Origin of the sequence: Geothrix sp. (genome assembly GCF_049292215.1) — a bacterium.
GTDB lineage: Bacteria > Acidobacteriota > Holophagae > Holophagales > Holophagaceae > Geothrix.
In genome coordinates this window covers 1-13081 of record NZ_JBATQW010000089.1, presented here as the reverse complement: position 1 = coordinate 13081, position 13081 = coordinate 1, and the positions used below count along the sequence as shown (strand labels likewise).

The following is a 13081-nucleotide window of genomic DNA, read 5'->3' as shown; positions in this document are numbered from 1 at the left end:
ATCATCGGGGGAGTAACCTCGTATTAGGAGGCACCATGCTCCGGTTTCGTTCTTTTGCACCTTTGGTCTGTCTCCTCGTGGCCACCCCCGTGGTCAGTGGGGTTCCCAAGGCCAGGGACGAGGTTTCGGCCCCCAAGGAATCGCCGCTAGGCGCATTGCCCTTTCGTAACCTGGGACCGGCTGTCACCTCGGGCCGCGTGGGGGACATCGCCATCGATCCGCGCCAACCGGACACCTGGTACGTAGCCGTTGCCTCCGGCGGGCTGTGGAAGACCCAGAACGGCGGCACCACCTGGACGCCCCTGTTCGACAAGGAGCCCTCCTTCTCCATCGGCTGCGTGACCATCGACCCACGCAACCCCCACACGATCTGGGTGGGCACGGGAGAGAACAACTCCCAGCGCTCCGTGGCGTATGGCGATGGCGTCTACCGCAGCCAGGATGGCGGGAAGAGCTGGGAGAACATGGGCCTCCAGGCCAGCGAGCACATCGGCAAGATCCTGGTGGATCCGCGGAACAGCCAAGTGGTTTTCGTGGCCGCCCAGGGACCCCTCTGGAAGGAGGGCGGCGACCGGGGCCTCTACAAGTCCACCGATGGCGGGAAGTCCTGGAAGCATGTGCTCACCGTGGACGCCCACACCGGTGTGACGGATGTGGTGATGGACCCGCGCAACCCTGACGTGCTTTTCGCGGCCACCTATCAGCGCCGCCGCCACGTGTGGGGGATGGTGAATGGGGGCCCGGGGTGCGCGATCCACAAGAGCACCGATGGCGGCCAGACCTGGACCCGGCTGAAGGAGGGACTGCCCAAGGAGGACATGGGGCGCATCGGTCTGGCCATTCCGGAAGGCGAGCCCGACACGGTGTACGCCACCATCGAAGCTGCCAACAAGGCGGGCGGGTTCTTCCGCAGCACCGACGGGGGCCAGACCTGGGAGCGGCGCAACCCGCAGGTTTCTGGGAGCGCCCAGTACTACCAGGAGCTCTTCTGCGATCCGAAGGACCCGAAACGCGTCTACGCCATGGACACCTGGATGCAGGTGACCGAGGACGGCGGTAAGACCTGGCGCCGGGTGGGCGAGACCTTCAAGCACGTTGACAACCACGCGCTCTGGATCGATCCCTCCAACACGGCCCACCTCATCTCCGGATGCGATGGCGGCGTCTACGAAAGTCGCGACCGCGGCGCCACCTGGGAGTTCAAGGCCAACCTGCCGATCATCCAGTTCTACCGGGTGGCTGTCGACCAGGCACGACCGTTCTACACCATCTATGGCGGCACCCAGGACAACTTCACGCTGGGTGGTCCGAGCCGCACGCGAAACCTGCACGGCTCCACGGCCTCCGACTGGTTCGTCACCCAGGGCGGGGACGGCTTCTACAGCCAGGTGGATCCGGACGACCCTGACACGGTGTATTCGGAGAGCCAGTACGGTGGGCTGGTCCGCTTCGACCGCCGTACCGGCGAGCGGGTGGACATCCAGCCCCAGCCTGCGCCCGGGGAGGAACCCTTCCGCTGGAACTGGGATGCGCCGATGATGCTCAGCCCGCACAACGGGAAGCGGCTCTATTTTGCCGCGCAGAAGCTCTTCCGCAGCGACGACCGGGGGAGCAGCTGGTCCGCGGTGAGTCCCGACCTCACTCGCAGGATCGACCGCAGCCGCCTGAAGATCATGGATCGTGTGTGGAGCGTGGACGCGGTGGCCCGGAACACTTCCACCAGCTTCTTCGGGAACATCGTTGCGCTCACCGAGAGCCCCAAGGCCGAGGGCATGCTCTACGTGGGGACGGATGATGGCCTCCTCCAGATCAGCGAGGATGGCGGCAAGGCCTGGCGCAAGGTGGACCGTTTTCCCGGCGTTCCCGAGCTCACCTATGTCTCCTGCCTCTCAGCGAGCCCGCATCACGCCGGGACCATCTACGCCGCCTTCGACAACCACAAGGCCGGAGATTTCCGCCCCTACCTGCTGCGCTCCCGGGACCGCGGGCGCACCTGGGAAGCCATCTCTGCCGGTCTGCCGGCACGGGGCAGCGTTTACACCCTCCGCGAAGACCCGGCCCGGGAGGGCCTCCTCTACTGCGGCACGGAATTCGGCCTCTTCTTCAGCCTGGATGCCGGGCGGTCCTGGTCGAAGTTCGCCAAGCTGCCCACCATCGCGGTGAAGGATCTGGCCATCCAGACCCGGGAGGGCGATCTGGTGGTGGCCACATTCGGCCGGGGCTTCTTCGTGCTGGACGACCTGACCCCCCTGCGGGAGGCCCGGGCGGAGCTGCTGGAGCGGGAGGCCCATCTCTTCGGGCTTCGCCCGGCGCTGGCCTACGTGCCAGCCGTCCCCTTCGGTGGCCCGGGGAAATCCTTCCAGGGGGATTCACTCTTCCTCTCGCCCAATCCGCCCTTCGGCGCGGTGTTCACCTACCACCTGAAGGCCCCGGTGACCTCCCTGAAGAAGCAGCGCCAGAGCAGGGAGAAGGAGGCCGCCAAGGCCGGCCAGGATCCGGCCATCCCCTCCTGGGACGACCTGCGGGCGGAAGACCGGGAAGCACCGCTCGCGGCCCTGCTGACCATCAGTGGAGCCGATGGCCAGGTGGTGCGTCGCATCCCCGGCGACACCGAGCAGGGCCTCCATCGACTGACCTGGGACCTCCGGTTTCAAAGCCCCGCCCCGATCCGGCTGAAGCAGTCGGACGAACGGGATCCCTGGGACTATGGAGCGCACGGGGCCCTTGCGGCTCCGGGCCGCTACCAGGCGACGCTGGCCCTCCAGATCGACGGTGTCCTGCGGCCGGTGGCCGGCCCGGTGCCCTTCGAGGTCAGGCCCCTGGACGCCGACCGGCTGACCCCCGCCCAGTGGCTTGAATTCAGCGCCTTCTGCGCCCGCATGGGGGACGCCCAGCGACGGGCCATGGGCACCTCCGAGCGTCTGTCCGAGGCCCAGGCCCGCCTTGGCGTCGTGCGCAAGGCCCTGGTCGAAACGCCCGCGGTGGCCCCGGAGAACCTGGGCAGAGCCCGCGGCCTTCAGGGCGAGTTCCAAGCCCTGCGCGATCTGCTCAGCGGGGATGCCACCGTGGCCCGCTACCAGGAGCCCACCGCCCCCGGCATCCTCGGTCGGATCGGGGACGTCACGGGCAGTGTCTGGGGCACCACCCAGCTGCCCACCGCTGCCCAGCGGCAGAACCTGGCCTGGGCCGAGGAGGGGCTCAAGACGGTCCTGGGACGGCTCGAAGGGGCCCTGGGTGAGCTGAGGGTGCTCGAGGAGGTCCTGGAGGCCGTCAAGGCTCCACACACCCCGGGACGGGCCGTGCGCTGAAACCGCCGGCGCGGTGGACTGCGGACACTCCCGGAGGCCCCCGGGCCAAAGTGAGCCCTCGTATGTTCTGATAGAACCATGACTGAATCCATCCCCTGCCTTGAGGCAGTGAACCTGCAGAAGCGCTACGGCGACCGCACCGTGGTGCGGGACGTGAGCCTCTGCGTGGGCATGGGCGAGGTGGTGGGTCTCCTGGGACCCAACGGCGCGGGCAAGACCACCACCTTTTACATGGTAGTGGGTGTGGAGGCTCCCGATCGGGGGACCATCCGCTGGCTGGGCCAGGATGTGACCGCGCTGCCCATGCACCGCCGGGCCCGGCTGGGCATCGGCTACCTGGCCCAGGAGGCCAGCGTGTTCCGGGGCCTCACGGTGTGGGAGAACCTCCTGGCCCTAGGCGAGCTTCAGCCCATCCCGAAGGCCGAGCAGAAGGCCCGCTGCGAGCGCCTGCTGGGGGAGTTTCACCTCGAAAAAGTGCGCGACACCCTCGGCATGAGCCTCTCGGGCGGTGAGCGGCGGCGCTGCGAGCTGGCGCGGGCCTTGGTGACCGAACCCCGCATCATGCTGCTGGACGAGCCCTTTGCCGGCGTGGATCCGAAATCCGTGCTGGAGATCCAGGGCCTCATCGGCGACCTCAAGGCGCGAGGCATCGGCGTGCTCATCACCGACCACAATGTCCGGGAGACCTTGCAGATCGCCGACCGGGCCTATATCTTGGCGGACGGGATGATCATGAAGAACGGCCTGCCCAGCGAAATTGCAGAGGATCCGGACATCCGCCGGGTCTACCTGGGCGACCGGTTCAGGCTGGACTGATGGCAGCCGGTCCCTTCCTCTCCCAACGCCTGGCCCAGAGCCAGACCCTGGCGTTGACGCCCGCCATGCAGCTGAAGCTCAAGCTGTGGCAGATGAACCTCCAGGAGCTGTCCCAGACCATCGAGCGGGAGCTCGAGGAGAATCCCCTCCTGGAGCTGGCCGACGACAGCGACGAGGTGCCGACCCTCGAGGCCATCGAGGAGGGCCGCGACTCCGATGTGACCGAAGGCTCCGCGGAGCAGATGGCCGATCCCGTGGAACTTCCGGAAGGGGTGGACACTGTGGATCTTGGCCCAATCCTAGACGCCGCCGGCGAGATGAATCCCGAGGGAGACCTGGAGCGCTTTACTGAAGAAGGCGTGGCCCAGGTGCAGGAGACTGAGCTCGGCGCTGAGAACAGCTGGGACCAGGATCTGCCGCGCACCAGCAACCTGCCGGAGGAGGACCGCCTCTCCTGGGAGGATCGGCTGAGCGCCTTCGAGTCCCTCCAGGATCATCTGGTCGGGCAGCTCTACGAAACCCTGGAACATGGGGATCCCCGCGCGCCGCTGGTGGAGCGGCTCATCGACCGGCTTGATCCCAAGGGGTTCATCCGCATGGATCCGGACCAGCCCTCCCTCGAGGCCACGCCCGCCAAGCTGGCTGCCGATCTGGGTGTGACCGAGGAGGCCCTGCGTGCGGCCCTGGACGTGCTGCAGGAATTCGATCCCTCAGGGGTGGGGTGCTTCACGGTGCAGGAATGCCTCCTGCTGCAGCTTCGACATGCCGGAGCCGAGCCCGACGACCTGGCGGTTCGCATCATCCAGGACTTCACAGAGCTCCTCTCCCAGCGGGACAGTGCCAAGCTGCGCCGGGCCCTGGGTTGCACGGAAGAGGAACTGGGCATGGCCATGGAACAGCTCAAGCACCTCAACCCCTCGCCCGGCCGGGCCTTCGACCCCGATGGGGAGCGCGTGGTGAAGCCCGATGTGGTGGTGCTCAAGGGGGAAGATGGCCACTGGAAGGTCTACCTCAATGACGAGGGCCTGCCGCGCCTGCGCGTGAACGGCGAGTATCCGCGCTTCATGGCCTCCAGCGAGGCCAAGTGCGACAAGGACTTCATCCGCGAGCGCTTCCGCAGCGCCCGGGACTTCATCCGCGGCGTGGAGGATCGCAACCGGACGGTGCTGCGCGTGTCGGCGCAGATCGTGGAGCTCCAGAAGGAGTTCATCGAGCACGGCATCGAGCGGCTGCGCCCCATGGTGCTGCGGGATGTGGCGGAGGCCACGGGCTTCCATGAGAGCACCATCAGCCGCGTGGTGAAGGCCAAGACCATCCACACGCCCCAGGGGCTCTTCGACCTGAACTATTTCTTCTCGGCCCGACCCAAGGATTCCGACGTGTCGGCCACGGTCGTGAAGCACCGGATCAAGGCCTTCGTGCAGGCGGAAGATATCGCCAAGCCCCTGTCCGACGAGGCCATCGCGAGCCTGCTGGAGCGGGACGGCATCAAGGTGGCCCGTCGCACCGTGAACAAGTACCGGGAGGAACTGAAAATTCCTCCAGCTTCCCAGCGCCGGCGCCGATAACAGGGCCGGATCCCCAAAATCCCGGGCCGACCGGCCCCTTTCAGGAGTACCCCATGAAGGTCAACTACACCGGCCGCCACATGGAGCTCACCGAGCCCCTGAAGCAACTCACGAAGGAGCGGCTGGATAAGATGGCCACCTACCTGGACGACATCATCGACGTCCACGTGATCCTGAGCGTGGAGAAGCACCGCCACGAGGCCGAGATCACCCTGAAGACGCGTGCCAGCGCCTTCGTGGCCTCTGCCACCACCGATGACATGTATGCCAGCATCACCCAGGCCGTGGACAAGTTGGAGGCGCAGGCCCACAAGCACCAGGACAAGCGGAACACCCGCCCGCACGAAAGCGCCAAGGCCGGGGCCGTCGAGGAATAGTCGTCCCATCTTCACCAAAGGCGGCCCTTCGGGGCCGCCTTTGGTATTCTTGGAGGTCCGGAGTCCGCCATGCCTGATCCCACGCATCTCTACGCCCCCAAGACCTGCACCGATCCCACCCAGATCTGCGAGAAGTGCCGCTGCGCCTACACCCTGGAGCACTTCCAGCACGGCGTGGAAGGCCAGGACTGCGTCTGCCGGCGGTGCCTCCAGGTGATGGGGTACAGGGTCTAGACATGCTCAAGGCCCTCGTGACGCCGGAGGACATCCTGCATGGCGTGCTACAGGGTCGGCGGATTTCCGCCGCCGAGGCGCTCGTGCTCTCTGAAAGCGCGGAGTTGCCGGATCTGGCCGTGGCGGCCACGGCCGCCCGCGACCGCCACAACGATCCGCGCCGCGTCAGCTACGTCATCGACCGCAACGTGAACTACACGGACGTCTGCAACGTCTATTGCACCTTCTGCGCCTTCTACCACAAGCCCGGTGACACCCGCGGCTACGTGCTCACGAGGGAACAGCTGAAGCAGAAGGCCGAGGAGACGAAAGCCATCGGCGGCACCGGCTTCCTGCTGCAGGGCGGCGTGAATCCCGACCTGCCCTGGGACTACTACCTGGACCTGGTGCGCTACCTTCACCACGACCTGGGCATCTGGGTCCACGGCTTCTCACCGGTGGAGATCCAGATGATGGCCAAGCTCAGTGACCAGACCCTGGGCAAGACCATCGCCGACCTGCGCGAGGCGGGCCTGGGCTCCATTCCCGGCGGCGGCGCGGAGATCCTGGTGGACCGCATCCGCAAGAAGATCGCGCCCCTGAAGGGTGGCCGCGAAAAATGGCTGGAGGTCATGGAGGCCGCCCACCAAGAGGGTGTGAAGACCACGGGCACCATGATGTTCGGCATCACGGAGACCCTGGCCGAGCGCATTGAGCACTTCGAGGCCCTCCGTGACCAGCAGGACCGGGCCCTGGCTCGCAACAACGGCGGCGGCTACACGGCCTTCGCCGCCTGGCCCTTCCAGAGCGGCCATACGCCCTGGGAAGGCAAGGTGCCCAAGCCCACCGACGTCGAATACCTCCGCACCATCGCCATCGCCCGCATCTTCCTGGACAACTTCGCGCACATCCAGAGCAGCTGGGTCACCATGGGCCGCAAGACCGGGCAGCTGGCACTGCACTACGGCTGCGACGACATGGGTAGCCTCATGCTCGAGGAGAACGTCGTCAGCGCCGCAGGCACCTGCTACAGCGTGAACAGGGACGAGATGACCCGCATGATCACTGCCGCCGGCTATGAACCCTGGCAGCGGGACAACATCTACGGGCAGGTTCCGGCCTAGCGCAGCGCGCTGATAAGTGCCTCCGCCAGGGGCCTGATGCGCCCGGGTTCGCTGAGGTAGGCGCCGCGGGCGGCCACGAGGCGGGCGGAGGAGTGGCCGAGCACGGCGGTCTCCACCAGGCCGTGGGCCCTGAGGGTGCCGCCGGTCTGGACCAGGTCCACGATGGCGTCCGCCAGCCCCAGCAGGGGCGCCAGCTCCGCACTGCTGCTGAGGGGCACCAGCTCGGCCGTGAGCCCTTCCCGGGTGAGCCAAGCCTCGGTGGCCCTGGGGAACTTGGTGGCCAGGCGCAGGTGGGGCTTGGCGCGGAGCGCATCCAGGGTGACCCCAGTCTGCGCGCAAAGCGAGAGCCGGCAGGCACCGAAGCCCAGGTCGGCCAGCTCCAGCAAGTCCATGTCCATCTCGTCCAGGGTGTCCGAGCCCACGATGCCCAGCGAGGCCACGCCGGCGGCCACGTAGCGGGGCAGGTCAGCGCCCTTGAGCAGGAGCGCGGCGACGCCGGGGGTGGCGGTGGGGATGCGCAACACCCGGGACTTCAGGGCTTCGACATCGAGGGCCAGGGGCGTGCCCGCGAGCTTCGGGACCAGCTCGTCGCCGAGGCGGCCTTTGGGGAAGGCGATGAGGAGCGTGGAGATGGTCATGGCAGGGGCTCGAAGAGGTCGGGGCGGGTCTCGGCGAGGTCGAGCAGGCGCGACAGCCGCACGCAGAAGCCCGCCGCCTGCCAGGGCCGCCCGAGGTCGGGAAAGAGGCGGTCGTAGCGGCCACCCGCAGCCAGCTCCTGCTGGGCGCCCGGAGCCCAGAGCCTCAGGGTGGGGCCGGTGTAGAAGCCCAGTCCCGCCACATCGGCCAGGTCCACGCGCAGCTCCAGGTTGGCCGGGAGGATGGGCAGCAGGGCCTTCAGGGCCCGGTCCATGTGCTCCCGCTCGCCCTCCAGGAGGTGGGCGTAGGGGCTGACACTCAGGGCGCCGAGGGTTCCCGGGCCGTCCAGCTCGGAGAGCAGGGCCTCGGCATGGGCGGTGAGCCTCGCGCCCGAGGGATGGCCCTTCAGCACCTCGTGAACTCGGTGGGGCGCGCGCCGGGAGAGGGCCGCCACCACCTCGTCGGCCAGGCCCCCGAACAACCCCTCCGCTTCCAGGGGGCGACGCACAAGGGCGGCATGGCCCAAGTGGAGGATGGCACTCTTCAGCCCCAGAGCGCCTGGAATGGCCATCAGAAGCCGGGCCAGTTCCACATCAGCCTCGGCGGAGGATTCGCCTTCGGGCTGGATGCGCTCACAGCCCACCTCGAAGCGCTCCACGGCCTCCCAGGGCTGGACGGGCCGACGGAACACGGCGCCCGCGTAGGCCACACGGTCCGGCGGTGCCGCGAACCCCCGGGCCAGAAGCCCTGCCAGGGCCACCGTGAAATCCCAGCGTAGGGCCACGAGCTCGTCACCGTCGAAGAAGCGCAGGGCGCCATCCGGGATGGCTTCGCGCAAGACCAGGGATGGATGAAGCTCACGGTAGCCCTGGGCTGCGAGCAGGCCCATGAGGGCGGCCTCCCAGCGGCGAAGCCGCGCGGCGGAGCCGAAGAGCAGATCGGGGAAGTGGGGCGTGCGGACCGGCATCAGTCGGGCCCTCCGGCGCGCCCGGCGTGGCGGCCGTGCAGCACTTCCACCACCTCGAGGAGGCTGGCCCCCCGCTCCACCAGCAGCAGGTCCAGGTGGAAGAGCAGGTCGGCGGCCTCCCCCAGGAAGGCCTCGCGGTCGTCGTTCTTGGCGGCGAGGATGACCTCGCCGGCCTCCTCCACGACCTTCTTGGCGATGCGGTCCACGCCCTGGGCGAAGAGCTTCTGGGTGTAGCTGCCGTCCAGGGAGGCGGCGGCCTTCCGGGACTTCAGCAGCGCCTCCAGGCGGCCCAGCCAGGGCAGGGCCGCGGGCCAGGGATCGCCTCCTTCAGAGTCGGCGTCGAAGCAGCTCTCGGTGCCCCGGTGGCAGCTGGGGCCTTCGGGATCCGCCAGGATGAGCAGGGCGTCCGCATCGCAATCCGGCCGGATCTGGATGAGCTTCAGCCGGTTCCCGCTGCTCTCGCCCTTGGTCCAGAGGACCTGCCGGGAGCGGCTCCAGAAGGTAACGTAGCCCGTCTCGAGGGTGAGCCGCAGGGCTTCCTGGTTGAGCCAGGCCACCATGCGGATCGTGCCCGCGCGGTCCTGCACGATGCCGGGGATGAGGCCGTCGGAGTCGAATCGGAGGGTGTCTGGGTTCATGTCAGATCCGCACGGAGATGTCGTTCTGGGCCAGGTAGGCTTTCAGGCGGGAGATGGGCAGGATGCCCTCGTGGAACAGCGTGGCCGCCAGCACGGCGTCCGCGCCGTGCTCCAGCGCCTCGAGGAAGTGGACCTCCAGACCCGCGCCGCCGGAGGCGATGAGGGGGATGGGCAGCTGGGAGGCCAGCTCGAGCAGCTGGATGTCGAAGCCTTCGCCGGTGCCGTCGCGGTCCATGGAGGTGAGCAGGATCTCGCCCGCGCCGAGCTCGCTGAGCTCCTGAAGCCAGTCGAGGGCAGAGCGATCCGTCGGTTCCGTGCCGCCCTTCAGATACACGCGCCAGCCGAGGGCAGGATCGCGCTTGACGTCCACTGCGGCGACCACGCACTGCCGGCCGAAGGCACTGGCCAGCTCGGAGACCAGGGCGGGGCGCAGCGCCGCCGCTGTGTTCACCGCCACCTTGTCCGCGCCGGCCCGCAGCAGGCTCCGGGCGTCCTCCACGCGGGACACGCCGCCTCCCACGGTAAAGGGGATGCTCAGCTCGTGGGCCACCTCGCGCACCCAGGCCTCGCGCGTGCCGCGGTTCTCGATGGAGGCGGCGATGTCCAGGAAGACCAGCTCGTCCGCGCCTTCGGCATCGTAGCGCCGGGCCAGGTCCACGGGGTGGCCGAGGTCCCGGAGATCCTTGAACTGCACACCCTTCACGACGCGTCCGGCCTTCACGTCGAGGCAGGGGATGATGCGCTTAGCCGGCATCAGAGGCCCCCTTCCAGCGCGGCCCGGAGCCGGGGATCGTCCAGGGGGATGAAGCCCTCCATCAGGGCCTTGCCGCTGATGGCCCCCACCACGCCCGGGACCTTGGCGAGGGGCAGGAGGTCTCCGAGCTCCTTGACGCCACCAGAGGCCTGGACGAGGAAGCCCTCGCGGGCCACCCAGGCGGCCGCCTCGATGCCGGGGCCTTCAAGCGTGCCGTCGCGGCTGACGTCGGTCACCAGGGCACGGCTGAAGCCGAGGGTGAGCAGGGCCTCGAAGACATCCGTGGACGCGCAGGCGCTGGGGGCCTGCCAGCCCCGGGTGACGATGCGGTCGCCCTTGAGATCGAGAGCGGCGATGACGTGATGGCCCGAGAGGCCCTTGAGGGACGCGGGCTGCTCCACGGCCAGGGTGCCCACCACGGCATCGAAGCCAAGGTCCAGCACACTCTCGATGGTGGCCCGGTCTCGCAGCCCGCCTCCCAGCTGGAACTGGACTTCGGGGAAGCGGACAGGGAAGCCGGTGAAGCGCCCCTGGAGCGGCCGGCCGAAGGCTCCGTCCAGGTCCACCAGGTGGATGCGCCGGGCGCCGGCCTCCGCCAGCTGGCCGACCCAGTCCTCGGGTTCCATGTCGTAGAAGGTGGCCTGCTTCGGATCGCCGTGGCGCAGGCGCACGAGGCGGCCATGCATCAGGTCGAGGCTCGGGATCAGTTGCATGGTACCTCCGGCTGTGGGGCCGTCACGCCCATCCAGGCGAGGGAGGACTGGAGCAGGAGCAGGCCGGCGCGCCCGGATTTCTCCGGGTGAGGCTGAAAGCCCATGACATTGCCCCGGGCCTCCACGGCGGCGAAGGGGCGGCCATGCTCGGCCACGTAGATGGTCTCCACCGTGGGTTCCAGCGCATAGCTGTGGACGAAGTAGAGCCAGCCGCCCTCGGGGTTGGGCAGGCCCGGGTGGGCGCGATGCTGGCGGATCTGGCTCCAGCCCATGTGGGGCACCTTCACCCCAGGACCTAGGCGGCGAACGATGCCGGGGATGAGCCCCAGGCCCGAGGCGCGCGGCGCCTCCTCGCTGCCTTCGGCGAGCAGCTGCAGGCCCAGGCAGATGCCGAGCAGGGGCCGGCCCTCCGCCACCAAGCTCGGCAGGACACGCCACCAGCCGCGCTCGCGCAGCGACCGCTGGGCAGCCTCGAAGTGGCCCACGCCCGGCAGCACGATCGGTCCTTCGAGCGCGGCCTGGTCGGGAGTAGCCGCGCGCCGGTAGGGCAGACCCAGCCGGTCCAGGGCGCCTTCCAGGGAGGCCAGGTTGCCGGCGTCGTAGTCAATGAGGGTGATGAGACCGGAATCACTCATGCGGAGAGGGTCCCCTTGGTGGAGGGCACCCCTCCACCCTCGATGCGGGTCGCCTGCCGCAGGGCGCGGGCGAGGGCCTTGAAGAGGGCCTCGACCTTGTGGTGCGTGTTCACACCACGGATCAGATCGGCGTGAATGGCCAGGCCGCCGCGCATGGCCAGGGCCACGAAGAACTCGCGGACCATCTCCACCTGGAAGCCATCGCCGAGGATGATGGGGGGCAGATCCGCCTGGAACTCGCACCAGGGCCGGCCGGAGAGATCAACCACGACCCTCGCCAGCGCCTCGTCGAGGGGGACGTAGGCGTGGGCGTACCGGGCCAGGCCCGCGCGTTCACCCAGGGCTTCCTTCAGGGCATCGCCGAGGCAGAGGCCCACGTCCTCGACGAGGTGGTGGCTGTCCACGGGCAGGTCCCCCTTGGCCTCGATGGCGAGGCCGAAGCCGCCGTGCTTCGCCAGCTGCATCAGCATGTGGTCGAAGTAGCCCAGGCCCGTGTGGATGCGGGCCTCGCCCCCATCCAGCTGGAGCGTGAGTTCCACTTCGGTCTCGGTGGTGGCGCGGCGCAGGCTGGCGGTCCTCATGAGGGCTCCTGGTTCAGCATCGGCAGGAAGTCGAGCAGGGTGGTGGATTGGCCATCGTCGGGCCCGCAGAACCGCGCGCGATCGGGGCCGACTCCCACGAAGCGCCAGGAGAGTTCGGGTCGGACCTCGGCGGCAGCCTGGAGGCAGCGCGCATCATCCACAGTATCTCCAACGAACACGATTTCCTCCGCGCGGAAGGCGTCCGCCAGCTGCAGCAGCCCGGCGGGTTCCGGCTTGCGGAGGTGGGGCGCGGCATCGCAGACCGCGGTCAGCTGGAAGCCGAGCACCCGCCAGGCGAGGTCGAGTTCCTCCGGAGGACGCCCGGTCAGGATGGCGAGATCCCAGCCGGTGGCCCGGAGCTCGGGCAGTGCCACGAGGGGGCGCTCCAGGCGGATGGTGTCGACGTAGTGCTTCTGCACCACGACCTGGGCCGCGGGTTCGAGGGCCTGGAAGCGGGCTTCGAGCTCGGGAAAGCCACGGCCAATGGCGCCCTCCACGCGCGGCTGCAGGTCTTCGTCACCGAATGTTTCAGCGAGCGCCAGCGCTCCGGCGGCGAGGCGGAAGTCGTTGTTGAAGCCGCCCAGGCGCTTGAAGGCCGTGTAGGTGTCATCCGACCAAGGCAGGGCAGGGCGCAGCTCGGCCAGGGTGCGGGCCACCGCCTCCATGAAGCTGCGGTCGGCATCGATGAGGACCCCGTCGATGTCCAGGACTAGGAGCCGGCGCCGCGGCCGGGGCGCCGGCGCGGGCAGCT

General features: G+C 68.6%; 14 protein-coding genes. 6 read left to right on the top strand and 8 right to left on the bottom strand.

The window, feature by feature from the left end:
* Nucleotides 1-35: 35 nt before the first annotated feature.
* The 6 genes from WAS25_RS14805 (at nucleotide 36) to WAS25_RS14780 (ending at nucleotide 7406) form a co-directional block, all read left to right on the top strand.
* Nucleotides 36-3308 (top strand): WD40/YVTN/BNR-like repeat-containing protein, encoded by a 3273-nt coding sequence (locus WAS25_RS14805; protein ID WP_422313465.1) that lies wholly within the window; start codon nucleotides 36-38, stop codon nucleotides 3306-3308.
* A gap of 78 nt (nucleotides 3309-3386) precedes the next feature.
* The gene (lptB, locus tag WAS25_RS14800) at nucleotides 3387-4124 is read left to right on the top strand and encodes an LPS export ABC transporter ATP-binding protein (protein ID WP_422313463.1); all 738 of its coding nucleotides are present in this window, start codon (nucleotides 3387-3389) and stop codon (nucleotides 4122-4124) included.
* Nucleotides 4124-5692, top strand: a complete 1569-nt coding sequence (gene rpoN, locus WAS25_RS14795; RefSeq protein ID WP_422313461.1) for an RNA polymerase factor sigma-54 — start codon at nucleotides 4124-4126, stop codon at nucleotides 5690-5692. Before lptB ends, rpoN begins: the two co-directional genes overlap by 1 nt.
* Nucleotides 5693-5745: 53 nt before the next feature.
* The gene (hpf, locus tag WAS25_RS14790) at nucleotides 5746-6069 is read left to right on the top strand and encodes a ribosome hibernation-promoting factor, HPF/YfiA family (RefSeq protein WP_422313459.1); all 324 of its coding nucleotides are present in this window, start codon (nucleotides 5746-5748) and stop codon (nucleotides 6067-6069) included.
* 69 nt (nucleotides 6070-6138) lie between these two features.
* Nucleotides 6139-6303: a hypothetical protein gene (locus WAS25_RS14785; RefSeq protein ID WP_422313457.1), complete on the top strand. Its 165-nt coding sequence runs from the start codon at nucleotides 6139-6141 to the stop codon at nucleotides 6301-6303.
* 2 nt (nucleotides 6304-6305) lie between these two features.
* Nucleotides 6306-7406: a CofH family radical SAM protein gene (locus WAS25_RS14780; protein ID WP_422313455.1), complete on the top strand. Its 1101-nt coding sequence runs from the start codon at nucleotides 6306-6308 to the stop codon at nucleotides 7404-7406.
* Here the strand turns inward: WAS25_RS14780 and hisG are convergent.
* From hisG to WAS25_RS14740, 8 genes are all read right to left on the bottom strand, one after another.
* Nucleotides 7403-8044 (bottom strand): ATP phosphoribosyltransferase, encoded by a 642-nt coding sequence (hisG, locus tag WAS25_RS14775; RefSeq protein ID WP_422313453.1) that lies wholly within the window; start codon nucleotides 8042-8044, stop codon nucleotides 7403-7405. The genes WAS25_RS14780 and hisG overlap by 4 nt on opposite strands.
* A complete protein-coding gene (locus WAS25_RS14770; protein ID WP_422313451.1) occupies nucleotides 8041-9009 on the bottom strand; it encodes an ATP phosphoribosyltransferase regulatory subunit in 969 nt (322 codons plus the stop codon). Before WAS25_RS14770 ends, hisG begins: the two co-directional genes overlap by 4 nt.
* Nucleotides 9009-9647: a bifunctional phosphoribosyl-AMP cyclohydrolase/phosphoribosyl-ATP diphosphatase HisIE gene (gene hisIE / locus WAS25_RS14765; RefSeq protein WP_422313449.1), complete on the bottom strand. Its 639-nt coding sequence runs from the start codon at nucleotides 9645-9647 to the stop codon at nucleotides 9009-9011. The genes WAS25_RS14770 and hisIE overlap by 1 nt, the downstream gene beginning before the upstream one ends.
* Nucleotide 9648: 1 nt before the next feature.
* Nucleotides 9649-10401 carry an imidazole glycerol phosphate synthase subunit HisF gene (gene hisF, locus WAS25_RS14760; RefSeq protein WP_422313447.1) on the bottom strand — a complete coding sequence of 251 codons (753 nt, stop codon included), beginning with the start codon at nucleotides 10399-10401 and terminating at the stop codon, nucleotides 9649-9651.
* Entirely contained in the window at nucleotides 10401-11114 is a 714-nt protein-coding gene (locus tag WAS25_RS14755) for a HisA/HisF-related TIM barrel protein (protein WP_422313445.1), read from the bottom strand. The genes hisF and WAS25_RS14755 overlap by 1 nt, the downstream gene beginning before the upstream one ends.
* A complete protein-coding gene (hisH, locus tag WAS25_RS14750; RefSeq protein ID WP_422313443.1) occupies nucleotides 11105-11749 on the bottom strand; it encodes an imidazole glycerol phosphate synthase subunit HisH in 645 nt (214 codons plus the stop codon). The genes WAS25_RS14755 and hisH overlap by 10 nt, the downstream gene beginning before the upstream one ends.
* Nucleotides 11746-12330, bottom strand: coding sequence for an imidazoleglycerol-phosphate dehydratase HisB (hisB, locus tag WAS25_RS14745; protein ID WP_422313441.1), 585 nt, complete (start codon nucleotides 12328-12330; stop codon nucleotides 11746-11748). Before hisB ends, hisH begins: the two co-directional genes overlap by 4 nt.
* A partial coding sequence (locus tag WAS25_RS14740; protein ID WP_422313439.1) for an HAD family hydrolase occupies nucleotides 12327-13081 on the bottom strand: 755 nt, incomplete at its 5' end. The genes hisB and WAS25_RS14740, both read right to left, overlap by 4 nt.